Source organism: Hahella sp. HN01 (assembly GCF_018986435.1).
Classification (GTDB): Bacteria; Pseudomonadota; Gammaproteobacteria; order Pseudomonadales; family Oleiphilaceae; genus Hahella.
The window spans coordinates 61,889-84,826 of sequence record NZ_JAHMIN010000007.1 but is presented as its reverse complement, the minus strand read 5'-3'; the positions used below and the strand labels follow the sequence as shown (position 1 = coordinate 84,826).

Genomic DNA, 22,938 nt, shown 5'->3' with positions numbered 1-22,938 from the left:
AGCCATGGAATACAAACGCTTGCGGGACAATCTGGAACGGGACAAAGCCCGACTCGACAAAGCCGGCCGGGAGCGCTCCACGCTGATGCAGGCCACTCGCATCCTTGGCGTGCTGGGTTTTCTGTTTGTATTGCCTGTCATCGGGGGCGCTTACCTGGGGCATTGGCTGGACGGACTTGGAGAAGGTTACTCCGTACGCTGGACAGTCGGCTTTATCTTGCTGGGAATCGTCGTTGGCGGCGTCAACGCCTATCTGGCGTTACGGGAATAAATCATGCGCGTCAGCCGACCCGGGTTTTCTTTTAACTACACAGGGCATCGCAAAGGACACACCTATGAATGACGGCGTATCGACTCCGGTATGGCTGCATATCGGCCCGCTGGCGATCCATGAAACCGTGGTCACAACCTGGCTGATCATGCTTGCGCTGGTCGTCGCCAGCATTCTGATGACGCGCAGACTTTCTCTTCAGCCGGGTCGCGTACAAGCCATGCTGGAAGGCGTCGTTCTGACGCTGGAAAACGCCATCGCCAACGCCGACAGCCGCAATGCGCGGCGCTTGTTGCCGTTGATAGGAACCTTCTGGATATTCCTTCCCGTGGCCAATCTGCTTGGCGTCATTCCCGGCATGCATTCGCCCACTCGCGACCTGTCAGTCACCGCCGCCCTGGCGCTGGTCGTGTTTTTTGCGGTGCACGCCTATGGCGTCCGCCAATCGGGCCTGGGCTACTTTAGGCACTACCTGTCTCCCAGTCCGATCCTGCTGCCGTTTCACATTATCAGCGAAATCACCCGCACCGTAGCGCTGGCGATTCGCCTGTTCGGCAACATCATGAGCCTGGAAATGGCGGCGCTGCTGATTCTGCTGGTGGCGGGTTTTCTGGCGCCCGTTCCGATTCTCATGCTACACATCATTGAAGCGCTGGTGCAGGCGTACATCTTCGGCATGCTGGCGCTGATCTATGTCGCCGGCGCCATGCAACAAACAACGGAATCCCCCGTAACGACCTCGTCACGTTCAAACTCAGGAGCCCCTTAATGGAGACCATGAACAGCTTTGTATCTTTCTCGACCGTCGCAGCGATTATCGGCATTGCGCTGGGCGCCATGCTGCCCGCCCTGGCCATGGGCAAAGCCATCAGCAGCGCGCTCGATGCCTTGGCGCGTCAGCCCGAAGCGGAAAAGTCGATTACCCGCACGCTGTTCATCGGCTTGGCGATGATTGAATCCCTGGCGATCTATGTGCTGGTCATCGTGCTGATCGTCTTGTTCCGCAATCCGCTACTGGAGTACCTGCTGCCAGCGCAATAATTCCGACCGGCCTAGAAGGAAAATACCGTGGAACTGGATTGGACCACCGTCGCACTGGAAATTATCAATTTCATAATTCTGGTGTGGTTACTGAAACGCTTTCTGTACCGCCCCGTGCTGAACATCGTCGAGCAGCGGCAAGCCAACATCAAAGCCTCTCTCGATCAGGCTCGCGACGCCCAGGCGCAGGCCGACGCTCTCAAGCGCCAGTACAACGAGCGTCTGCAGACCTGGGAACAGGAGAAGCAGGAAGCCCGTCATAAACTGCAGGAAGAACTCGCCCGCGAAAAAGCAGGCAAGCTGGAGTCATTGCGAGTGCGTCTGGATCAAGAGGTGGACAAAGCCCGCGCGGCTCGCAAAAGCCAGAACCAGCAGTGGCGCAGAGAGACCACCGAGCAGGCGTTGCAGATGGGCGCAGGTTTCGCTTCCGCATTGCTGCAGCCACTGGCTGATCCTCACCTGGAAGAACGCTTGGTCAATCTGTTCTGTGAGCGGGTCAGCGCATGGCCCCCGGAACGACTCAGCGGCTTGCGCAATGGCGGCGACATCGAAATCAGCACCGCCTATCCATTGCAGGAAAACGCCCAACAGCGTCTGCAGGAGACGCTGCAAACGTTGGCGACGGACCATCGCTCCATACTCTTTCAACAGGACGCAAGTCTTCTGGCCGGCGTCAGAATCGCTTCTGGAGGCTGGACGCTCGGTCTGAATCTGGCGGATGAATTAAGAGGTTTCGCCGAGTCACACCATGAATAATCTCTCTGACCCCATGCAAGATCCCAATCCCAACAAAGATGACCGCGCGCTGCGGCGCACCCGTGACTGGATATCCGACTACTCCCCTGACGTTCGCATACAGGAGCGCGGCGTGCTGGTGTCCGTCGGCGATGGCGTCGCCTGGATCAAGGGCCTGCCGTCGGCGCGCATGGAAGAGTTGCTGGATTTTGAAGACGGCAGCCAGGGCATGGTGTTCGACCTTTGCGAAGAACTGGTCGGCGCCGTCATTCTGCAACAAACCGGCTCCCTGACCGCCGGACAAGAGGTGCATCGCACTCGTCGTCCCCTGGGGTTAATGGCCCATGACAACCTGCTTGGTCGTGTCATTGATCCCACCGGCCGACCTCTGGACGGTCAACCGCCCTTACATGAAGGCGCCTGGGTTAACCTTAACGCCCCCACTCCAGCCATCGTTGAACGGGACTTCGTGCACGAACCGCTTTATACCGGCATCCGCATGATCGACGCAATGATTCCTATCGGCAGAGGACAGCGGCAATTAATCATTGGCGACGAAGGTCTGGGACGCACTTCCATCGCGCTGAATGCGGTGTTACATCAGAAAGATAAGGATGTTCGCTGTGTCTACGTGTTGATCGGACAAAAACGAGGCGCGGCGGTCAATGTCATGCAGACGCTGCAACGGCATGGCGCGGACGCCTACACCACACTGGTGGTGGCTGACGCCGGCTCGCCGCCCGGTTTGCAGTATCTGGCGCCGTTCGCCGGATCGGCGCTGGCGTCGCACTGGATGCGCCAAGGTCGCCATGTTCTGGTGGTGTATGACGATCTCTCCAGCCATGCGCGCAGTTATCGGGAGCTGTCTCTGTTGCTGCGCAGGCCTCCTGGGCGCGAGGCCTATCCTGGGGATGTGTTCTCTGTACACGCACGTCTACTGGAGCAGGCGACCTGCCTTTCGCCCGAGCAAGGCGGGGGCAGCCTCACTGCATTGCCCATTGCGGAAACCCAACAGGGAGAAATCGCCGCTTACATCCCCACTAACCTGATATCCATCACGGACGGCCAGATCTATCTGGAGCGCAGCCTGTTCGCCGCCGGCGTACGCCCCGCCATTGACGTGGGGCGCTCCGTATCGCGCATCGGCGGCAAAGCCCAGCACCCCGCCATCAAACATGAAGCCGGCCGCATGAAGCTGGACTATTCCCGTTTTTTGGAACTGGAAATCTTTACCCGTTTCGGAGCCAAACTGGACCCAGGCATGCAGACCATTATCAAACGCGGCCAATTGCTCCGCGAACTCCTCAAACAGGACCGATTCGAACGCTTTTCGCCGGAACAGGAACTGGCCTGGATGATCGCCTACAACGAAGGGCTTCTGGACGACCATAGCCTCACAGACATCCCTTCAGTGTTGCTACAGATACCGTCCGGGCTCAATTCTCGCCTGAGTCTGGAAACGCCCCGTGAAGACTGGACGGCGGCGCTCCAGGAAATGCTGACGCACGCGGACGACTGAACCATGCCAAGCAGACGCCAGTTGCAGAGTAAGAAAGAGCTGTACGCCACATTGAATAAAATCATGGCGGCGCTAAAAGCCCTCGCCTATGCGGAAACCCGCAAGTTACAGCGACAGATTCCGCCGCAATTGGCGATCGCCGAGCGCATGCGCGCCGCCATAGCAAAACTGCAGCAACACCCTAGTGAAGACGGGCCACATAACAAGCTGGTCATTGTGATGGGAACAGAGCGAGGTTTTTGTGGCGATATCAACCGTCGTCTGCTCGACGCAACCACTGAGATGATGAGGACAGCGCCATGTGGCGTCATTTTGGTGGGCGACCAGTTATATCGTCATGCCCACGCAAACTTTGAAGTGCTGGCGCAAGTCTCGGGCCCTTCCGTGGCGGAAGACGTTGAATCGGTCACCGATGAGCTGGTCACTCTTCTGTCCCAACACAGCCAACGCTACCCATTAACCGAGGCGGAGATTCTCTACTACCGGGAGCAGGACGGACATGCCCGCCGATTTCCACTTTTCCCCAAGCGGAATCATGGAGGAGGCGCCGCGGCCATAACTCCCATGATGTACCGTCCTGCGCCGGAGTTGTTGCTGGAACTGATCCCCATGTATCTATTCGCCTCTCTACAATCCTGTCTCAAGGATGCGTTGCTGGGGGAAAACAGGAAGCGGCTCAGTCATCTGGAGTACGCAACACGCCACTTGCAAGAGCGGATGAATGCGCTAACGCTACAAACCAATATGCTGCGTCAGGAAGAAATTATTGAGGATATAGAGGCTCTGTTATTTGTGGTGGCCGACTGACGTAGCGCTAGGGTGTGGTCAACTTCTCCAACGCCTCTTCAACTTGACGCGTCTCTTCGTCAGTGAGCGCTTTGTAGCCTCTTAGGTAGGGCCAGCCATATCCCCAGCGAAAGCCAGTCGGCCAGTATGGCGACCCACCGACGCGCACACCGGCTTCCATCACAAATGACAGGCTTTCCTCTCCTACGCCGGCGACGCATTGCTGCAAGGCTTTATCCGCCTGTACGCGCTCTTCGTATGTTCCACCTCTCCAGTAGGCGAGGTCATGCTGATAGCAGCAGTCAAACCAAAGATTTTCTTCACTGAAGGAGCCATCGGGAAACAAACTGCAGCCATCGCTGACGAAAGGCTTGAGTTCCTCTCCGACGCATAAGGCGGGAGCTAGCAATAATAACGACAAAACAATATTGCGGGCGAACATAGAGCAATCAATCCAACACCGGTAATCCTGCCCGTAGCTTATGCCAGAACCCTGCGTATTACAAAGCGCAACCTGTCCCCCCAAGTTAGCGCTAAAGCAGATCAATCAGGCAAGGTGGCCGTTCTTCAAACGATACCTAACACTCTTGCCAGGACCGCATCATGCTGCTTTGTCTCTTCTTGATTTTTATCGGCTGTTTTATTCTGGAACGTGTGCACACCGGTTGGCGTCTGCCACAGGTAAAGACTTGGTGGTTCCGCGTATTACTGGTGAATGCATTCCAACTGGCGGTGGTCTTGCTGGCAGGCGTCACCTGGGAAATCTGGTTGTCTGCTTACTCCGTTTTCAATCTTTCGAGTCACCTGAACCCTATCGCCGGCGGCTTTTTCGCGTACTTCATCGCCACCTTCGTTTTTTATTGGTGGCATCGCTGGCGCCATGAAAGCGACTTTTTATGGCGCATCTTCCATCAAATACACCACAGTCCCCAGCGCCTTGAAGTCATCACGTCCTTTTATAAACACCCGGGTGAAATGATCTTCAACTCCATCCTGGGCGGTCTGCTGGTCTATGCGCTGCTCGGCCTGGACCCCGCCGCTGGCGCGGTATATACCTTCTGCACGGCGATTGGTGAGTTCTTTTACCACACCAATATCAAGACGCCGCACTGGGTGGGTTACTTTTTCCAGCGCCCGGAAATGCACCGTATTCATCATGAATACGGTCGCCACAAGAATAACTATGGCGATATTACCTGGTGGGACATGCTTTTTGGCACTTATGAGAATCCCAAAACCTGGAATAAAACCTGCGGTTTCGACGACGCCAAAGAACAGCGCCTATGGGATATGCTGATGTACCGCGACGTCCATAAGGAATAAAGACCTCCCACTCAAAATAAGCAGGGAGAGTTAGCGCTAATAAAATAGCGCAATCCCTTGAATTGATGTGTAATACGGGTTATCAATGCAGCGCGGAACCCAACGAGAGAGGCGCAATGAAACATCCCCTGAAAGTGTTCACCGGCAACTCCAACCCAGCCCTGGCCCACGAAATATGCGGGCATTTGGGGATAGATCTAAGCCCCCTGCAAATCTCACGTTTCTCCAACGACAACCTGTTTGTACAGATCCAGGAAAACGTGCGCGAGCGGGACGTATTTGTGGTGCAGCCGTTCACTGAGCCGGTCAGCGAACACATCATGGAGCTGCTGATTACGCTTGACGCCTTACGCAGCGCTTCCGCCCGCCGTATCACCGCAGTCATTCCCTATTACTCCTACGCCCGTTCCGACAAGAAGGACGCCCCTCGCATTTCCATCGCCGGGAAGCTGATGGCCGACTTGCTGCAAACCGCCGGAGCCAATCGGGTGTTGACCATGGATTTACACGCAGACCAGGTGCATGGCTTTTTTAATATTCCCGTCGATCACCTGACCGCCGTCCCGCTGATCGCCGACTACTTCAAAGCGAACTACGATCTGAGCCGGATGGTGGCGGTTGCGACAGATGCTGGCGGCGCCAAACGGGCGGGACGCTTTTCCGAACGCCTGAATATTCCTCTGGCGATCATCGATAAACGACGCGTCAGCGACACTCAGGTCAAACAAGGACATGTCGTGGGCGACGTAAAGGATATGGACGCCGTGATTTTCGAAGATGAAATTTCTACCGGCGGCACGCTGATGTCCACCGTCAAAACCCTGCAGCAGGCAGGCGTACGCAGCATTCATGTCGGCGCCGTGCATCCAGTGCTTTGCGGTCCCGCCATCACCAATCTGCGTGAAGCGAGCATTTCATCTTTGGTCGTCACTAATACGGTTTATCTACCGGAACAGAAACAACTGGAGAAAATCACCCAACTCTCCGTCGCCTCCCTAATGGCGGAGGCGATCAGCCGAATCCATTCCGGGGAGAGTGTGGGGGCTTTGTTTAGTTAATAACGGAAGCGATTAACGGAACAGACTATTGTTGACGGGGTCCCACCAAGAAGCCAGATACGTGGACTTCTTGTGCCACGCGCTAATGTAGCTCATCGCCTCATCAATAACGCGCTGAGGCAAAGGCGTATTACTTTGTGAGTCATAGCAGGCTTCATCATAGCCCACGTTTTTCATGTACGCTATTTTAGCCATCGCCCGCATCCGCTGGGACACAGTTGGGCTGGGCGTATACTTGGTTATATTGACCGTAGGTATCCCCAGAAACGCGCCAAAATCCATTCCCCCACTCATCATGCCTATCGACGCAAAAACCCCCATACCGTGCGCGCAAAGTAACATGCCACCCTGGCTGACATAAGAAGCTTTCAATGTGTAAAGCGTGTTTTGCACAGGAGTCAAATCAATCGCCTTTGCAGGAATCTTCTTGATATCCCGGAGGTCGCCAACAAGCACCGCCACAAGACCTCGCGCATCTAGCGCTTCCACAACCTGCTGCAAAGACGCCTCTGATGTACCTCGCCGGTCCTTGCTACCGCGCCGGACCCACACCAATACTTTGTTTCGCTGTATATTGCCCAAAAGACGGTGCAGCTGACCTTCAATGCTTGGATTAACCGGGCTACAGGCGAATACAAACGCCTTTCTGATTTCTTCACGAATTAACGGAGGTCCAAGCTCATCGAGGTGACTATAGGCAGTAAGAGTGGTGCGGTTTGTCGTGAGAGGATCGTCTTTATTCTGTCGCTTAAGCTTAGAGTTTATTGGATGAAATCTATGTAAAAAGTGTAGTATCTGCGCGTCGGAAACAATATCACCTGGCGGCTCCAGGGAATCAATAATTAACTCCACATCCGACGCCTTCCCGACGTAACACATCGCAATCAGCCATGCAGCAGTGTGAAGAACTTCTCCGAAGCCGTTGGTTGCGAGAACGGCCTGAGTCCTTTTCAAATCATCCGGATTAATTGCGAAATCCATCGTTTCATTTCCTTGGGCTACTAAAACATAGCATTAGCGCCAAAAAAGATGAAAACGCCTCACGTATAAAAAATAATTGCATGAAATATAAGAGTTATTTCACGAAGCAAAATTCACGGAAAGCTCATTTAGATTCCGGGGTGAAAGCTTTCAGTTATGCATTAAACTTATTCCTGATACGCCACATGAAAAGGACAAACTATGTCTCTTAGCAGCACCGTTATGGAAAACTCATTATTTAGCAAAAGAGGAAAGCTTGGCGTACTGCTGGTCATAATAGCGATCGCGCTATGTTCCTTCAGACTTCCCGCAGCAGAAATAAAAGTAGTCACCACCGACTTCCCCCCCTATTCCTTTGAAGAGAGCGGCGAAATCCGTGGTATGGCGACGGAAGTGGTGAAAGCCGTGTTGGCGAAGTCTGGCGTCGGTGTGTCTTCGTTCCGCGTTTACCCATGGGCGCGGGCTTATAAACTTGCTCAGACCGAGCCCAACACGCTGATCTACTCCATCGCCCGTTCCTCCGAACGAGAGCCGCTGTTCAAGTGGGTGGGTGAGATTGCGCCGTTTCGGGTCAACCTCTACAAGCTGAGAAGCCGATCAAACATCACTATAAGCAGCCTGGAAGACGCCAAACGCTATGTCGTCGGCGGTGAGTATCAGGATATCAAGCAGGATTATCTGGTTAAGCAGGGCTTCGAGGTGGGTAAGAATATTGTGCTGATGGCGGAAGACGAGCTCAACATTCGCATGCTGTTCGCCAAGCGCATCGACCTGATTCCATTCAGTGAGTTCAGCCTCCCCATCATGTTGAAACAAGAGGGTTTTTCCCCTGCGGAGGTAGAGAATGTGCTGACGTTGGACGACATTTCCTACAACCTCTATATGGCTTGCAGCCTGGAGACGCCAGACGCAACCGTAGACAGTCTCAGGCTCGCGCTGCAGACGCTATGGGATAAGGGAGAAATCCAGGCGATCCATCAGAAATACCTCAACCCCGAGTAATCGAGCCTCTCACTGTGATCGCCGCAGATGTATAATCCCCGCCGTAATCAGCGGAGCACCCCCCATGGCGTTAAAAGCAACCATCTATAAAGCCGTACTGCATGTTGCAGATATGGACCGGAACTATTACGAGGACCTGACACTCACCGTCGCCAGACACCCTTCAGAAACCGACGAACGCATGATGCTGCGTCTGGTCGCATTCGCGCTGCACGCATCGGATCGTCTGCAGTTCACCAAAGGCATCAGCACGCAGGATGAGCCGGATATCTGGGAAAAAAGCCTGAGTGATGAAATAGACTTGTGGATTGATCTCGGACTACCGGAAGAAAGCCGCATTCGCAAAGCCTGCGGTCGCGCCAGGCAAGTCATCATTTACGCCTATGGTGGTCGAGCCGTTCCGTTATGGTGGCGGAAAAATCAGGACGAACTCGCCCGCTTTGATAACCTGCGCATCATGGAAGTCAGCGCAGAGACGACCAAACAACTGGCGGATTTGGCGCAACGCGCCATGGATCTGCAATGCACCATTCAGGATGGACAGGTCTGGCTGAGCGACGCCTCCAACAGCGTCGCCATCGAACCCGTCAGCCTGTTCCCCGTATAGGGTTTCGTTTACGCCGCAAGCGGCGCGCGTTTTCTGGCGCGCCGTGCGTTCATTTCCCGCCGCATCAGCAACAAACCGCTCGCCGCGATCAGCAGAGCGCCGATTAACGCCAAAGACGCAGGCGTTTCCTCCCAGAACACATAAGCCAACGCCATCCCCCATACCAACTGAGAATACTGCATCGCACTGACCGTACTGGGCGATCCGCTCTGAAATGCTGACAGCACCAACAAAGTCGCCAAGGCGTAGCACACTCCGCCCGCCGCACTGATCGCCAGCGCCGACATATCAAAGGAGAACAAAGACCATCCGGGCCAGCATCCCGTCACGACGACGATCAGGCTCAGCCCATAAACGGCGAACGCCAGAGGATGCTCCTGGTCTTTATATTTTGCGACCATTATGAATGCCGCCGCTTCAATCATGGCGCTCGCCAAGGCGGGCAATAAAGCCATATTCACCACACCAAAACTTGGCGAGAGCACAATCAACGCGCCAACAAAGCCCATCAGCGCCAACATGAAGCGTCCCGTATCGAAGCGCTCCATATTCATCGCCATCGCGAATACCGCGACAAACACAGGCATGGTCAGAATCAGACTGTACGCCTCCGTTAACGGCGCAGCGCCATAGCTGTAAAACGCCAGGGCGTCGACCAGCAACAGCATGACGGCCCGAATTAAATGCAGGCCCGGCCGCGATGTCTTCAATAGCGTCCAGCGTGGAGCCACCCATACCGATAACGCCAGCAGAGCAAACAAACAGTTGAAAAAAATGACCTGTGGCAACGGGTAATTCGCCAACAAATGTTTGATGCTTAAGTCCATCCAGGTAAAAAAGAAAAAGCCGCACAGGGCCATCAGCGCCGCTCTCATAGTCGCCCCCTCTAATCAGTCCTACAACACATCACACACGCCAATCCCTCAGATCAGCAGTGCGAGGCGGAAAATTTCACTTGGGATAGCTTGCGGCAGCGTCTAACATTTGTGAAACGAGTTTATTTTTATTAATTAATAAAATTACTTTATGAATTTATCTCATCACATCATCGCCCATCTTCCCTTTCTCGCCGCGGTCTATCGCGCGCGCAGCTTTACCCGCGCGGCGGAGGAAATGCACGTATCCCAGGCGGCGGTGAGCTACCAGATTCGGCAGTTGGAGCAAAAGATCGGGGTTTGTCTGGTCGTGCGCCAATCCGGTAGCCGCATCCATCTGACCCATGCCGGACAGAATCTGGTGGATGAGTACTTGGTCAGCGAGCAGCGCCTGCAGGCGACTCTCGACAGTCTGAGTGGTGAAAGCCTCAGCGGCAGATTAAAGGTCACCGCCCCCGTCGACTTCGGCAGTCTGGTTATGCCTGCCGCCATTGCGGAATTGGAGCGTCTGGCGCCTGCGCTGCAAATAGAGCTGCACGTCAGTGACGACCTGATCGATCTTGTCGCGCAGCAGTTTGACGTCGCAATTCGCTCTCCTGCGACAGGCGCCGGGTTGACGCATCACCTGCTGACGACCTCCAAAAAACAGGTGGTGGCCAGCAAAGAGTATCTGCAGCGACGCGGTCTGCCGGACACTCTCGCAGATCTAAGACATCACCGTCTGCTAACCCGCGCCAACGGCAAAGCCGCCAGTTGGGGACAGTTATTAAAGCAGAATGATCTCAATCTGGATGCGATGCCGGAGCGCATGCGTCTTGGCAATACCTTCGCACTGGCGGAAGGCGTTCGCAATAATCTGGGAGTAGCGATATTGCCCAGCTTCGCTGTGGGGCGGGATATCGCGGAAGGCAAGGTCATTGAGCTGTTTCCGTCCTATAGCGCGCCGCTACTGACGGAGTTTTACTTGAGCTATCCGCCGTCAGCGCCAATCCGCAAGCGGCTCGCAGCGTTCGCGCAGGCCATACGGACAGTGATGGTTTCCGAGCGTTTCAGCGACGGATTCATCGAGGCGGACGGACGCTTGAGTGACTAAAGACGCTCAACGCAAACGCCCCATGTCATCATCTTCGGATAACTCCTCCGCTTTGCGACATTCTTTGTCTGTTTGCGTTTCGTCGCAAACCGGATGCTGAGTTTGCGGATCAGGCTGATGATGCGACGCGCAGGACGACAACACCAGCGCCAACAAAGCGACTAACGCAGGCCGCAGCCAACGCGACTTCCGTCTAGACAGCTTTTTCACTTGGATTTTCCTTTTAATTTGCACTCGTCAATCAGGCTGCGCACCCGCTCATCCGTCAATACATTTTCTCGCGCCCATGCAAAGTCTTTACTGCGTCCTATCGCAGGGGCTTGATAGGGTTGATAATCAAAGTCGGCGAATTGGACGCTGACCTTAAGCAGACAAGCGAAAAAATAAATGACTTCTTCCGCATTCTCCAACAGCGACGCAAAACGCAGCCCGTTTCTGGCGACACTCCACTGGAAGGGCTCTTCAGCCAGCAGCTCTTTAGTACGCGCCAGAAAACAAGATTCATGAAAGTAACTCAGGGTTTCTGGATCTTTCGTCCACACGCCCTGGCGTTTCGACGCATTGAGATAGCAGGCGAGGATATTCTGCCGCAACTTATAACGGATGACTAAATTAGCCAGTTGCGCCTGCTCAAGAATATCCAGTGCGGACTGGTATGCCTGAATCGCTTCTCCGCGATACGCCAGCATACGCTGGTCCTGATTGCGTTTACGCGCGCCAAGGCAACGGTCAAACAATATATCTCCCAGCAACCACCACAAACGCGCGCGCCCCACAGGCGCGCGCCCTGCAATCCTCAACTCATGACGCAGGAAAAACTCCAGACGCCCGATATTCTCCTCCTGCGACAGGTCGCCATTACGACGAAGCAAGTCCTCGTACAGATCGAACATGCCTTCCAATGCCGCAGGAAACGGATTGGGAAACTCCCTTTCATGCAAAGCATTGATAATGTCCACCGTATTTTTATTGGGTTTATGGTGGGGATGGTGATAGTTCGCCTTCAGCGTTTTGATATCCGGGCCAGCCTCATACTGGGCCAAAAACGCTTCCCATGTCCAAAGACGTTTTAAGCGATGAATTTTGTTAAAAGTTGTAGGCATTTATGTTCTGCAAAATGTCAAGACCAGTTTTTGCTATGAAACTGGTTTTTTAGGCCTCTTTCCAGATCGCTATGCTGACCGGGAATCAAAGGCTGCGTCAAGCGCCGCTACCGCCGCAATCAGCACTAGGAACCGATCATGAAAAAACTTGCTTTAGCCGCTATCACTCTTCTTTACCTCAGTGGCTGCGCCACCTCTTCTCACTTCAATCGCGCCGCAATGGAAGGAATATCCGCCGAGTCTGGACAGCCCAAAGAGTACGCACGGGCTGACTCGGTCAAAGAAATCGACGCACTGAAACCGCAAGCCGAGCTTCCATTGCGGTTGTACGTACCACAACCCGCCAATGACAACCCGTGGAGCCAGGAGGAGATTGAGGAAATCGAGTCATGGAAGCCCTTCTTGAAAAAAAACGGCCTGGTGTCTGAATTATTTGTCGCGCCGGAGTCGTCGCGCAGAAACTGCTATCAGTATGACAACTGCCAACTTGAAGAACAGCGCATGGAGGCAGCGCGCTTTCAGGCGCACGCCTGGCTGGCTTTCGACATCAACAGCAGTGAAGAGGAATACGCCAACCCTTTGAGCATTCTCAACATCACACTGGTCGGCATGTGGGTGGTCCCGGCGCATCACACGTCGTCGGACGTGCGCCTGGAAGGCTCTCTGGTGGATGTTCGCAACGGCTATCTCTACGCTTTCGCCCGCGCCTTCGGCAAAGCGTCTCAAACCCGACCATTCATGTACTCAGAAAGGTATGAAACCCGACGCCTCGCCCGTCTGAACGCGTTGAAAAATTTCGGCGAGCGACTCAGGCAAGAAACCAGCGGAAGCGCAGCGTCCACTCTTTAACTCCTCAGCGACGTCCATTATCCTCAGTTAGCACGCCTCCCACTTTTCGTGGTCTGGCCAGAATCGATTGAGGGAGTATGGACATGCTACGCGCCATAACATTGCTGTTGGCTTTGGGCCTGAGTCTCATGACACAGGCCCAGCGTCTGGAAACCATCACACTGCAACACCGAACAGCAGAGGACATGGCGCGCCAGATTCGGGAACTGTACCCCGAGGATCAGGCCCATATCAGCGGACATCGCAACCAGTTGCTGATTCGGGCAGACGACTCGGTTATTGCGGAAATCCATGACCTGGTGATGCAACTGGATACCCCACAACGGCAGTTTCTCATTACTGTCAGCCGTGACCGCAATCGGCTGGGAGAAAACAGCGGCTGGGGCGTCTCAGGCGTCATCAGCAATGAAGGCGGATCGGTGCGGGTCGAAGCAGGCAAGAAAGTCTACTCCACCCGGGGCGGCGGGCAGCAAACGCTCACCGTCGTGGAAGGCTCTTCCGCCTTTATCAATACCGGCCAGAAGCAGCCTGTCAGAACGACGCAACGAATCAATGGCCGACTGGTGGATAACGTGGAATATCTGGACCTGAGCAGCGGCGTCTACGTAGAGCCCCGTCTGACCGGACAGAACCGGGTTGAATTGAAAGTCCGCTCACAAAGCAACGAGCGCGACGACATTCAACAGCAACGCATCAATACGTCTTCCCTGGACACCATTCGCGTCGTCCAGCTCGGCGAGTGGGTGGAGCTGGGAGGCGCGTCATTAACCAGCAGCCGCTCAGACAGCGGCATAACCTATTCCACACGCAGACAGAGCGCAGATGAACAAAGCGTTCTCATCAAAGTTGAATTATTGGGGAATTAGCTATTCAGTAAAAAAGTCGTGGAAGTGATAGCCCTTATTTTCCGGTCGCAACGATAAAGAGAAACGGCGAAAATCCTCTTTAGCCCAGTGGGCTTCCGTGACGACATCGATGGCCTTATCCACGTTGGCCGCCGTCGCTATAGCCAGATGCGTGCGAATGGTGACGCCCAGATAATCCGCAAAATCAACGCCGTTGAAATAATCATACAGAAGCACGACCGCCCAGCCGGCTTCGACAAAGTGCCCACCCACACTATGGGACAGGCGCCCGTCCTTTACCCCTTCTAACCCTTCATTCGACCAGTCCACACCGCCAATCAGGCGCTCCGGCTCCCGCGCGACTGAGCGCGCCGCCAGCGCCATCAAGTCACTGGCGGCCCAAATCAGGTCCACCGAGGGATAGCGTTCCAACATTTTCGGAGCGCGGGCCGTCACTTCATCCCAATACCAGTTGGCGTAAACCAGTTGTTTCAGGCTCACCTTATCAGTGTGCTCTGACAGAAACCGCCGCAAACCGGCGTTACGGTCCAAAGCCGCAGTGGAATCCATGCCTCCACTGAACGCAAGCATGTCAAAGCTGCCCTTTCGCGGCCACTTTGCCTGAGCCTGTCGCAGTAACTCCGCCGCGACCAGATAGCCGACCTCCTCATCGTCGGGGTACATATGTCCCAGCCAATTAGGAAACTTCTCCGAACGCGGCTGTCCCACCAGAACCCGATCGCGCTCCGGCACACTGGTGTTGACAAGAAATATGCCTACGTCTCGGGCATTAGCTTCCTGCAGGAGCTTTTCTGTAATGGAAAAAAAGTATCCAACAATAATCACCTTCGGCGGATTGGGACGCTGCAGCGCCTCCATGCCCATTTTCAACACATTGAAGCGTTGATCGTTCCCGTACATGACTTCCAGTTTGACGCCCAGGTCCTTCGCCACGTCTTTGGCGAAGGCGCCGGTCTTCCCCCAGAAGATATTTTCAGCGGGAGACGGTGATATAAACAGGAAATAATCCGTATCGGACAAGCGTCCGACAGACGGAGCGCCAGCATGACACAGACCGGACGAAGCGATAACCCAGACGACAATGAAGCCGCGCAAGAACTTCATTACAGTTGCGAGATTCATAGTTATTTATAGATAAGGCACCTCCATTAAGAGTGGACCATAACCGCTAGTTTGCAAAGAATCCGCCTGGCGCCCACTGACGTAAAATATTTCCTTCCATGTCGGCGCTTCCTGATTGCGCGGCCTGCGCAGCCGTAATAGTATGCGCTCCCCGCCCCAAGACTCGGAGTGCACCATGTTACGGCGCTTTCTGATTACCCTTTATTTTTTATGTTTCTGCTCTTCTCTTTACGCCCGCGAGCTAACGGAGCGCAGCGACTGGCGCGAGTTTTTCCGCAACGCGCAGGTTCAGGGCGTCTTCGTGCTTTGCCGACAAAATGCGGACAACTGTCAGACCAGCGATCTACAGCGCGCCTCAGAGAGCTTTGTCCCTGCCTCCACATTCAAAATCCTGGAGGCGCTGATTGCATTGGAGACCGGAGTTTTGAAAGACGGCCGGGAAGTGTTTCACTGGGATGGGCAAAAACGCCCGTTCAAAATATGGGAAGACGACTTCAGCTTACGTGGAGCCATGCAAAACTCCGTCGAGCCGGTTTTTCAGGAACTCGCGATAAAGATTGGCGAAGAACGCATGCGCCATCATGTCGCTCAAGTGAACTATGGTAACGCCGATATCAGCGGCGGCGCGGACCACTTCTGGCTTGATGGCGCGCTGCGAATATCCGCCGCGGAGCAAATTGAATTCCTGTCCCGCCTTTATTACGCCGGACTGCCATTTTCTGAACGCAATCAACTGATCGTACAAGAGGCGCTGCTGACCGAAGCCGCCAACACCTTTTTATTAAGGAGTAAAACCGGCTATAGCCTGGGCATGCCAGGATACAACGATGCAACCAAACCTGGTTTGGCCTGGTGGGTCGGATGGGTGGAAAAAGGCGCTGATCTGTATTTCTTCGCCGCCAATTTCGATATCGACAAGAATGAAAAGCTGGCGTTCAGAAAAAGCATTCCCCGACGCATCATGACATCGGAGGGGATTCTGCCATAGAGGCGTTATTCAGCCGGCGGACAAGTAGCGGCTTTTTATTTGTCTCGCCTGCGATAACAGAAGCGGCGGGCTTGTCGCCGCCATGTGAATAACCCATTTTTTTCGAGGACTGCTTATCAGTTTGCCCTGAAATTAAGTGCTAGCCTGCACAGTCAACAGCTGTCATATCGATTCAGCAACGCCTATTTCAGGGTAACAGCCATGCCACTAACAATAATAAAGTCGCAGTTCTCCCGTCGTCTCCACAACACAATTCGTTTCAGCCTTTTCGTCAGTCTGGTCGTCAGCCTGCACGGGTGTGCGACTTCCTGGTGGCAAGACGCGGAGCCCTCCGCGCCACAAGAGGAGATCAGCCAAGCGGAAGAGATTGTCGTCCCCAATGAGTCCATCTCTCAGACTCAGACTGCAGCTGTCTCAACACCTGAAGAAGCCATCGAAGGCCACGAGTTCGAACAATCTATCGTTTCACTAGAAATCATCAGTAGCGAGCCTCCTGCGGCTGGACATGACACAGCGGCGTTAGCGCACGAGGATTCACTCCAACCTGCAACGCAAACCAGTAAAGAGCCCACTATCGTCACAAAGACGACAGCAGCCTCCGCACTTACGCCACCGACGGCGGAAGCCTCCCATGATCAACAGGCGACTTCACAGCCCATGCTGGCGATAGCGCAAGATTCAAAGCCTTCGCCAGAGCAAGCCAACGCTAAGGCGGTAGGGCAAAGTGAAGATGTTGTAGATGAAGAAGCCGGGTCACTGAAGGTCGTGGAAGTCAAAGCTCAGCCTACCTCTATCGAACGTTCCTCCACGACAGCCGCGCTGAGTCAGAGCGTCGCTTCATTCGGCATTTGGACCCTGGAGCGCAACTGGGATGGAGAACACCCGGACAGCTGCCGCCTCAGCACGCCAACCCGCCAGGTGGAAATCGGCGACCACACCTCTCAAATATGGTTATCCTTGGAGCCGGGCCGCTTTGTCGTTTACGCCTCATCAGACATTTTCCTGAAAAAACGCGGCGTAGGCCTACGCCTGGACCAGTCCAAGCTGATGACTTTCTCACAACAGGATTACCCTACCCGCACGCTTGTCTTGTCGGACCTGAGCGAGCAACTGGAAAAGAGCAAAATGCTGCACGTTTACCTGGTATTAGGTGAGCAAAAGTCGTCGCTTGCTCACCAGGAATTCAGTTTGCAGGATATGCGCAAAGCTATCCCCGCCCTCAAACGCTGCAATGGCTAAAAGCCTTGTTTTTCAAGGGCGAACAGCAAGTTCGCCCAGGCTTATATCTGCGTTTCCAGCCTTAAGCAATAATGCTTACAGAGAATCCACTACAGACCGCTAACCGACTGATTCTTTAGACTACTCTCGAATACATAGAAACATATACGGTTAGTGTTGTGGACTGGATAATCAATAGCAGCCAAAGAAACGCCATTCATCCAAGCGGACTCGAGCTGTTTTTTTACGCATTCGGCGGCGAGTTACGGGAACTGATGCCCCGTAATATCCCGGAAGAATTATCAGCCTCAGAAGTCCGTGAATTAGTGCAAGATGGTGAAAAGAAAATCACCAACTTCTTCGGACTTGAGAGCGACCCCCGCAAAGTGCATATCCTGCTCTAAGCGGACAAAAAAACCGAGGCGAACGCCTCGGTTTTTTATTGCCTTCAATTTCTTCCGAATCGCGCCCTACATAGCGCCTTCCAGACAGTACCGGTTATCCAACCGGCTAACGCCTAACCCGCTCATCTTCTTCACTTTGATCTGTACGGAAATACGCTCTTTCATCGCCTCTACATGACTGATGACGCCGATCATCTTGCCGCTGGCGTTCAGGCAGTCCAAGGCATCCAGCGCCACCTCCAAGGTCTCGCTGTCCAGAGTGCCGAAGCCTTCGTCCAGAAATAGTGAGTCAATGCTGGTTTTATGGCTGACTAAATCAGACAAGGCCAACGCCAAAGCCAGGCTCACCAGGAAGCTCTCCCCGCCAGACAAGGTTTTGGTATCTCTGACGGTATCCGCCTGCCAGGTATCCACCACTTGCAGCTCAAGAGCTTCGCCTTCACGGCGCTCCAATTCATAACGACCATGTAAGCGACTTAAATGCTGATTGGCGAGATAGACCAGATGGTCCAAAGTCAGGCCTTGCGCATAACGGCGGAACTTGGCGCCGTCCGCCGCCCCTATGAGGCTGCTCAAATACGCCCAGTCGTCGTAGCGCTGCTGTTGCGACTCAATATCGACCAGCAGCTTTTGCCGACTCATCCGCCTGGACTGATCGCTTTGTAATAGCTGTTTGATTTCACCCTGTTTTTGACTAATGGCTTTCAGGCCATCCGTGAGGGCTTGCAGCTGCTCCGCCAACTCAGACTCTTTTAACTGAGTCGCTGGCGCCGCCAACAACGCATTCAATTCTGCTTCCGCACGCTGCTTCAGGGTGGCCGCTCGATCCTTCTGTTGATCCAGCTCCTGCTTTAATACCGACAGCGCCTGTCGCTCGTCTTCATTAATCAACGCCTGTTCAAAAGCAGCTTGATCCGCAAAGCGGCTTGCGGCGAGCGCTTCGCTCCATAAGCGTTCCGCATCGGACAATAGAGCACGCTGTGAGCCCAGCTGCGTCTTCAACACTTCCTCACGTCCCAAGTGCTGCTGCAGCGCAGTGTCGGCCATTTCTTTGGCTTCCTGCAATGTGGCCCAACGCTTCTCCGCCGCCGCCAATTGCTCCTGCATACGCTTACGCTCTTCCGTCGGCGACTTGTCGCCAAATAATGCCTGACGCTGCGTCTTTTTCTCCGCCAACGCCATTTCCGTCTGCGCCAAGTTTTCCTGCAATCCTTTTAAGGTTTGTGCGATATCCGCGGTTTTCTCCGCTACATGCTCCCGCTGACGCTCCAGATCCCCGGCTTGTTTCACGCCCTGCTCCAGCTTCTCCTGGCGGGCCTGATACTCTCGCGCTTCGGCATTACGCGCCTCCAGCCAGGCGTCCTGCTCATCCTCCTGGGGCATCCCATAGCCCATACTGGAAAACGCTTCCGTCAGCCCCTGTTCAAGGGCGCTCAGCACAGAGCGTTGCTCGGTCTGCTGCGCAAGGTGCGCATCAATCTCTTTGCCGAGATTCAGTAGATCGCGCTGCTGCAGCTCTAACTTTCTGCGGATCTCGCCAAGTTCCTGCTCCGCAGCAGTCGCGGACTCTTTAGCTTGCTGCAGTTGTTTTTCCGTTTGCTCCAACGACCGCACACGCTCCGCCAGAGCATTTTCTTTGGCTTCTTCTTTCTGTAAATAAACATCAACACCGTTTTGGGCGCCCGCAGGCGCATCAATCGCCAGATTGACGCCGAACTCCTGACACAACTGCGTCCACTCATCCTTCAGAGCAGCCATTTCCTGATTCAACTTGCCGCGGCTTGCCACCCCCAACTCCAACTCACTGGACAGTCGGGCCGCCGCTTCGTTCAGCTTCTTGCCCTTGTCCTCCAATTCCTGCAATTGCTTGCGCTTCTCTTGCAGGCGTTTTTCTGTGTCGGACTCCCGCTGCGCTTCATAAGCCGCGATGCCGGGATGCTCGTGAGAGCCGCACAAAGGGCAAGGCTCTCCGGGGCTCAGGCGGGCGCGATGCTCGCTGAGCGAAGCAATCTGACGCTCTTGCTGTAGCAGACGATCCAGGTCATCCAGATGCGTCTTCTCCGCTTTATACTGCTTACGCATCAACGCCAGAGACTGCTTTCCTTGCTCTAACTCGTTCTCGCGCTGGCTGAGTTGCGCATTCAGCGCCGTTAACTCCTGATTACGTTTGCCGTGATCATCCGCCAAACGTCCCAGCCGAAAGCGATCCGTGCGGCTTTTTTGCATTGACGCCAGGCGTTCACGCAGGTCTGCCTCGGTCACTCCCGACAATACATCGAGTATGGCTTGCTGAGTCGCGGCGACGGTCTGACGACGCTCTTCCAGAACGCTGTGCGCCGTAGCCTGCGCCTCCTGTAAACGAACAGACTCCGCCTCCTGCTGGCGATGCTCCGCCTGACGCGTGCTGGCAGCCTCTTGCAACTTGGTCAGCTCAACCGTCGCTTTTGTTCGCTGCGCCAGACGCTCCCGCCATAACGGCAGATTCTCCGGCAATCGCTTATGGGAGCGCCTGTTTTCGAGGTATTCGTTCGCCTCTTGGATCTCCTCCCGTAACGCCTTCAACTGGAGAGATAGGGCTTTTTCCTGCTCTCCAGATTCCTCTTGGCGTCGCAGGGTCTCAGTGACAGTTTCTTGTTGCTGCCGCATCAGAGAACTGAGTTGTTCGATCGCCTGATCCAGAGGCATGACCTTTTCCGCCACCAGGCTTTCCAACTCTTCCCGTTGCGTCTGCAATTGCATCAACGCTTGTTTCGCCGACGCAAGTTCAGAGGATTTGCGCTCCAGCTCTTCGCGAGCTAATTCCAGGCTTTCCGTCAGAGACTTGATATGCCTTTCCGTCTGCGCATAAGCGTCATGGGCCTGCTGGAAGTCTTTATAGAAAGGACGCAACTTCTCCGCCGGCTCACTCAGCGCCAGTCGCCCTAAGTCAGCTTTCTCCTGCTCCAGTCGCGCCGTCGCCTCGGTAAGACGCCGTTCAGCTTCATTGAAGGACTGCTGCGCCTGGGTCAATCGGTCCAGCCACTGTTTCTGCGCCCGCAAAGTCTCAAGGCGTTCGGTATCTGTTTTTTCCTGAGTGTCGAGGGCCGCCGCTTCTTCATAGTAGGCTGTCAGCTCATCGTCGCTGAGCAGGTCCTGCCCTTCCGCCTTCGCCCGCAGTCGTTCCAACTCGCCTTTTGCGTCACGCTGGCGCTCAAAGACCCGGGCGGAAATCTTGCCGTAGATCTCTGTGCCGGTCAGCTCTTCCAGCAACTCGGCGCGTTCATTCGCAGGGGCGTTCAAAAACGCCGCAAAGCCGCCCTGCGCCAGTAACATGGACTTGGTGAACCGGACGAAGTCCAGACCCGTTAACTCTGCAATCAGGGTCAGCTTATCCTTCACTTTATCCGCCAGGATCTTACCGTCCGCTGTCGCCAGCTCGACCTGAGGCGGCTGAAACCGACCTTCCGCCAGATTGCGCGCACGTCGCTGGCTCCAAAAAGCGCGATAGGCCTCGCCTTTCACTTCAAACTCGACCTCGGCGAGACACTCCGCAGTGTGCCTGGTCATGATCTCATTGTTCATGGGTGAGACGTTGATGCGTGGCGTCTGGTGATACAACGCAAGACAGATCGCATCCAGCAATGTTGTTTTGCCAGCGCCGGTCGGTCCGGTAATGGCGAACAGCCCATTGCTATGAAAAGGGTCTGCTCTGAAGTCTATTTTCCACTCGCCTTTGAGGGAGTTCAGGTTCTTGAGGCGAAGACTCAAAATTCTCATGCATCGTCCCCCGTCACAGAGGCTTCAACACTGGATTCAGCGATAACTTCCGCTTCCACGCCGTCCGCAAGCACATCACTCTCCACCAGACGAAACATCCCAATCAGGCGCTGCCTCCGCGCCTCCGCATCTTCTCCTTCCCAGACTTCCTGAGCGAGGCGGCGTTCAAAAACCTCTTCCACCGTCAGCTCCGCCAGGGTTTCTTTCTCCAGCCGCTCCAGTCTGAGCCCCTTATTCTTGCGTTCGCGACGCACCAAAAGCACTTCCACCGGCAGAGCGCCAACCATCTCCTGGATGCGGCGCTGCAAATCATCGAGATAGTCCTGAGTCGCCGCCACCTCGATATCGACCCAGACCTTATCCGCATTGCTGAACAGCGACAGTTGCGAATTGGGCGCAACAATGGAGCCCAGCTGTTTCTCTATAGACTTCAGATCGCCGCGAATCACTTGCATCGGCTGAAAACAGGGCGTCTCCAGTGGCGTCACTTGTTGCAAACGCCCATCTTCAAAGTCCGCCATCAATACCGATTTGGTTTGCTCCGCCTCATCAAAACTCAGAGGAATGGGCGAGCCGCTATAGCGAATATGCTCCTGACCGCCCACCTTCTGTGAGCGATGAATGTGGCCTAAAGCGAGGTAGTCCACGGGAGGAAAGGCGCCGGAAGGAAACGCGTCCAAAGCGCCAATATAGATATCCCGTACAGACTCCGAGAGTTCCGCCCCCACCGTCGTTAGATGACCCGTGGCGATAATGGGTAGCGCCTCGCCGAACTCCTCACGACGCGCCTGCGCCAACTGAAACAGGCGCGCATAGTAATCGGCAATCGCCTGCTGCAGCGCCTGCTGTTTCTCAACACCGTCCTGTCCCGCCTTGCTGGTGGTGAGATCCCGCTGCCGCAGGAAGGGAACCGCACACAGAATAGCGCCCGGCTCTTCATTGCGATCATTCAACAACAGCACGTTGTTCTCTGGCGTTTCCGGCATACCCGCCACAACATGCACATTCAGACAGGCCAGCAGATCTTTGGATTCATTAAGCGTGGCGACAGAGTCATGATTCCCCGCCAGCAGCACCAACTGGCAGTCCGTCCGCTGTAACTCCACAACAAAGCGGTTGTACAACTCCCTCGCATAACTGGGCGGCGCTCCCGTGTCGAAAATATCGCCCGCGACGATTAAAGCATCCACCTCATGCACCTGGACTTGCTCCAACAGCCAGTTGAAAAACATGGCATGCTCGTCCGCCCGCGTTTTACCGAAAAAGTGCTGGCCAAGGTGCCAGTCCGAGGTATGAAGAATACGAAAGGTCATTAGAAAAAGTCAGCCGAATCCAAATTTC

24 protein-coding genes are annotated in these 22,938 nt (G+C 54.7%); 16 read left to right on the top strand and 8 right to left on the bottom strand.

The window, feature by feature from the left end:
* Window positions 1-4 precede the first annotated feature (4 nt).
* The 6 genes from KP814_RS08915 (at window position 5) to KP814_RS08890 (ending at window position 4,373) form a co-directional block, all read left to right on the top strand.
* Window positions 5-271 carry an AtpZ/AtpI family protein gene (locus KP814_RS08915; protein WP_216736447.1) on the top strand — a complete coding sequence of 89 codons (267 nt, stop codon included), beginning with the start codon at window positions 5-7 and terminating at the stop codon, window positions 269-271.
* Between the two features lie 64 nt (window positions 272-335).
* Window positions 336-1,040, top strand: a complete 705-nt coding sequence (locus KP814_RS08910; protein ID WP_216736446.1) for a F0F1 ATP synthase subunit A — start codon at window positions 336-338, stop codon at window positions 1,038-1,040.
* An 8-nt stretch (window positions 1,041-1,048) separates the two neighbouring features.
* On the top strand, window positions 1,049-1,312 hold the full coding sequence (locus KP814_RS08905) for an ATP F0F1 synthase subunit C (RefSeq protein WP_370454957.1): 264 nt from the start codon (window positions 1,049-1,051) through the stop codon (window positions 1,310-1,312).
* A gap of 27 nt (window positions 1,313-1,339) precedes the next feature.
* Window positions 1,340-2,068 carry a F0F1 ATP synthase subunit delta gene (locus KP814_RS08900; RefSeq protein ID WP_216736445.1) on the top strand — a complete coding sequence of 243 codons (729 nt, stop codon included), beginning with the start codon at window positions 1,340-1,342 and terminating at the stop codon, window positions 2,066-2,068.
* Window positions 2,061-3,566 carry a F0F1 ATP synthase subunit alpha gene (locus tag KP814_RS08895; RefSeq protein ID WP_253938265.1) on the top strand — a complete coding sequence of 502 codons (1,506 nt, stop codon included), beginning with the start codon at window positions 2,061-2,063 and terminating at the stop codon, window positions 3,564-3,566. Before KP814_RS08900 ends, KP814_RS08895 begins: the two co-directional genes overlap by 8 nt.
* A gap of 3 nt (window positions 3,567-3,569) precedes the next feature.
* Window positions 3,570-4,373, top strand: coding sequence for a FoF1 ATP synthase subunit gamma (locus tag KP814_RS08890; RefSeq protein ID WP_216736444.1), 804 nt, complete (start codon window positions 3,570-3,572; stop codon window positions 4,371-4,373).
* A 7-nt stretch (window positions 4,374-4,380) separates the two neighbouring features.
* Here the strand turns inward: KP814_RS08890 and KP814_RS08885 are convergent, their stop codons facing one another.
* Window positions 4,381-4,794: an FAD-binding oxidoreductase gene (locus KP814_RS08885; RefSeq protein ID WP_216736443.1), complete on the bottom strand. Its 414-nt coding sequence runs from the start codon at window positions 4,792-4,794 to the stop codon at window positions 4,381-4,383.
* A 161-nt stretch (window positions 4,795-4,955) separates the two neighbouring features.
* On the opposite strand from KP814_RS08885, the gene KP814_RS08880 reads away from it, so the two are divergent.
* Both KP814_RS08880 and KP814_RS08875 read left to right on the top strand, forming a co-directional pair.
* Window positions 4,956-5,675 carry a sterol desaturase family protein gene (locus KP814_RS08880; RefSeq protein WP_253938264.1) on the top strand — a complete coding sequence of 240 codons (720 nt, stop codon included), beginning with the start codon at window positions 4,956-4,958 and terminating at the stop codon, window positions 5,673-5,675.
* A 116-nt stretch (window positions 5,676-5,791) separates the two neighbouring features.
* The gene (locus KP814_RS08875) at window positions 5,792-6,733 is read left to right on the top strand and encodes a ribose-phosphate pyrophosphokinase (protein WP_216736442.1); all 942 of its coding nucleotides are present in this window, start codon (window positions 5,792-5,794) and stop codon (window positions 6,731-6,733) included.
* 12 nt (window positions 6,734-6,745) lie between these two features.
* On the opposite strand, the gene KP814_RS08870 is transcribed toward KP814_RS08875, so the two are convergent.
* Window positions 6,746-7,714 (bottom strand): hypothetical protein, encoded by a 969-nt coding sequence (locus tag KP814_RS08870; RefSeq protein ID WP_216736441.1) that lies wholly within the window; start codon window positions 7,712-7,714, stop codon window positions 6,746-6,748.
* A 201-nt stretch (window positions 7,715-7,915) separates the two neighbouring features.
* Between KP814_RS08870 and KP814_RS08865 the strand changes: the two genes are divergently transcribed.
* Both KP814_RS08865 and KP814_RS08860 read left to right on the top strand, forming a co-directional pair.
* Window positions 7,916-8,716: an ABC transporter substrate-binding protein gene (locus tag KP814_RS08865; RefSeq protein WP_216736440.1), complete on the top strand. Its 801-nt coding sequence runs from the start codon at window positions 7,916-7,918 to the stop codon at window positions 8,714-8,716.
* 64 nt (window positions 8,717-8,780) lie between these two features.
* Window positions 8,781-9,323, top strand: coding sequence for a YaeQ family protein (locus KP814_RS08860; RefSeq protein ID WP_216736439.1), 543 nt, complete (start codon window positions 8,781-8,783; stop codon window positions 9,321-9,323).
* Between the two features lie 8 nt (window positions 9,324-9,331).
* Here KP814_RS08860 and KP814_RS08855 read toward each other — a convergent pair whose 3' ends face one another.
* A complete protein-coding gene (locus KP814_RS08855) occupies window positions 9,332-10,198 on the bottom strand; it encodes a DMT family transporter (protein ID WP_216736438.1) in 867 nt (288 codons plus the stop codon).
* Window positions 10,199-10,349: 151 nt separating this feature from the next.
* Between KP814_RS08855 and KP814_RS08850 the strand changes: the two genes are divergently transcribed.
* On the top strand, window positions 10,350-11,291 hold the full coding sequence (locus KP814_RS08850; protein WP_216736437.1) for a LysR family transcriptional regulator: 942 nt from the start codon (window positions 10,350-10,352) through the stop codon (window positions 11,289-11,291).
* Between the two features lie 6 nt (window positions 11,292-11,297).
* On the opposite strand, the gene KP814_RS08845 is transcribed toward KP814_RS08850, so the two are convergent.
* A complete protein-coding gene (locus tag KP814_RS08845) occupies window positions 11,298-11,501 on the bottom strand; it encodes a hypothetical protein (protein WP_216736436.1) in 204 nt (67 codons plus the stop codon).
* A complete protein-coding gene (locus KP814_RS08840; RefSeq protein WP_216736435.1) occupies window positions 11,498-12,334 on the bottom strand; it encodes a hypothetical protein in 837 nt (278 codons plus the stop codon). Before KP814_RS08840 ends, KP814_RS08845 begins: the two co-directional genes overlap by 4 nt.
* Before the next feature lie 198 nt (window positions 12,335-12,532).
* On the opposite strand from KP814_RS08840, the gene KP814_RS08835 reads away from it, so the two are divergent.
* Both KP814_RS08835 and KP814_RS08830 read left to right on the top strand, forming a co-directional pair.
* Complete coding sequence (locus KP814_RS08835; protein WP_216736434.1) at window positions 12,533-13,243, top strand: hypothetical protein; 711 nt, start codon at window positions 12,533-12,535, stop codon at window positions 13,241-13,243.
* 83 nt (window positions 13,244-13,326) lie between these two features.
* On the top strand, window positions 13,327-14,109 hold the full coding sequence (locus tag KP814_RS08830) for a secretin N-terminal domain-containing protein (protein WP_216736433.1): 783 nt from the start codon (window positions 13,327-13,329) through the stop codon (window positions 14,107-14,109).
* Here the strand turns inward: KP814_RS08830 and KP814_RS08825 are convergent, their stop codons facing one another.
* Window positions 14,110-15,213, bottom strand: a complete 1,104-nt coding sequence (locus KP814_RS08825; RefSeq protein WP_253938263.1) for an ABC transporter substrate-binding protein — start codon at window positions 15,211-15,213, stop codon at window positions 14,110-14,112.
* Between the two features lie 193 nt (window positions 15,214-15,406).
* Here KP814_RS08825 and blaOXA point away from each other — a divergent pair, with 193 nt between their 5' ends.
* The 3 genes from blaOXA (at window position 15,407) to KP814_RS08810 (ending at window position 17,841) form a co-directional block, all read left to right on the top strand.
* Entirely contained in the window at window positions 15,407-16,219 is an 813-nt protein-coding gene (blaOXA, locus tag KP814_RS08820; RefSeq protein WP_216736431.1) for a class D beta-lactamase, read from the top strand.
* 201 nt (window positions 16,220-16,420) lie between these two features.
* Window positions 16,421-17,458, top strand: a complete 1,038-nt coding sequence (locus KP814_RS08815) for a hypothetical protein (protein ID WP_216736430.1) — start codon at window positions 16,421-16,423, stop codon at window positions 17,456-17,458.
* Between the two features lie 158 nt (window positions 17,459-17,616).
* Window positions 17,617-17,841 carry a hypothetical protein gene (locus tag KP814_RS08810; RefSeq protein WP_127968486.1) on the top strand — a complete coding sequence of 75 codons (225 nt, stop codon included), beginning with the start codon at window positions 17,617-17,619 and terminating at the stop codon, window positions 17,839-17,841.
* A 66-nt stretch (window positions 17,842-17,907) separates the two neighbouring features.
* Here KP814_RS08810 and KP814_RS08805 read toward each other — a convergent pair whose 3' ends face one another.
* Together KP814_RS08805 and sbcD are read right to left on the bottom strand one after the other, a co-directional pair.
* Window positions 17,908-21,597, bottom strand: a complete 3,690-nt coding sequence (locus KP814_RS08805) for an SbcC/MukB-like Walker B domain-containing protein (protein WP_216736429.1) — start codon at window positions 21,595-21,597, stop codon at window positions 17,908-17,910.
* Window positions 21,594-22,910 (bottom strand): exonuclease subunit SbcD, encoded by a 1,317-nt coding sequence (gene sbcD / locus KP814_RS08800; RefSeq protein WP_216736428.1) that lies wholly within the window; start codon window positions 22,908-22,910, stop codon window positions 21,594-21,596. The genes KP814_RS08805 and sbcD overlap by 4 nt, the downstream gene beginning before the upstream one ends.
* Window positions 22,911-22,938 lie beyond the last annotated feature (28 nt).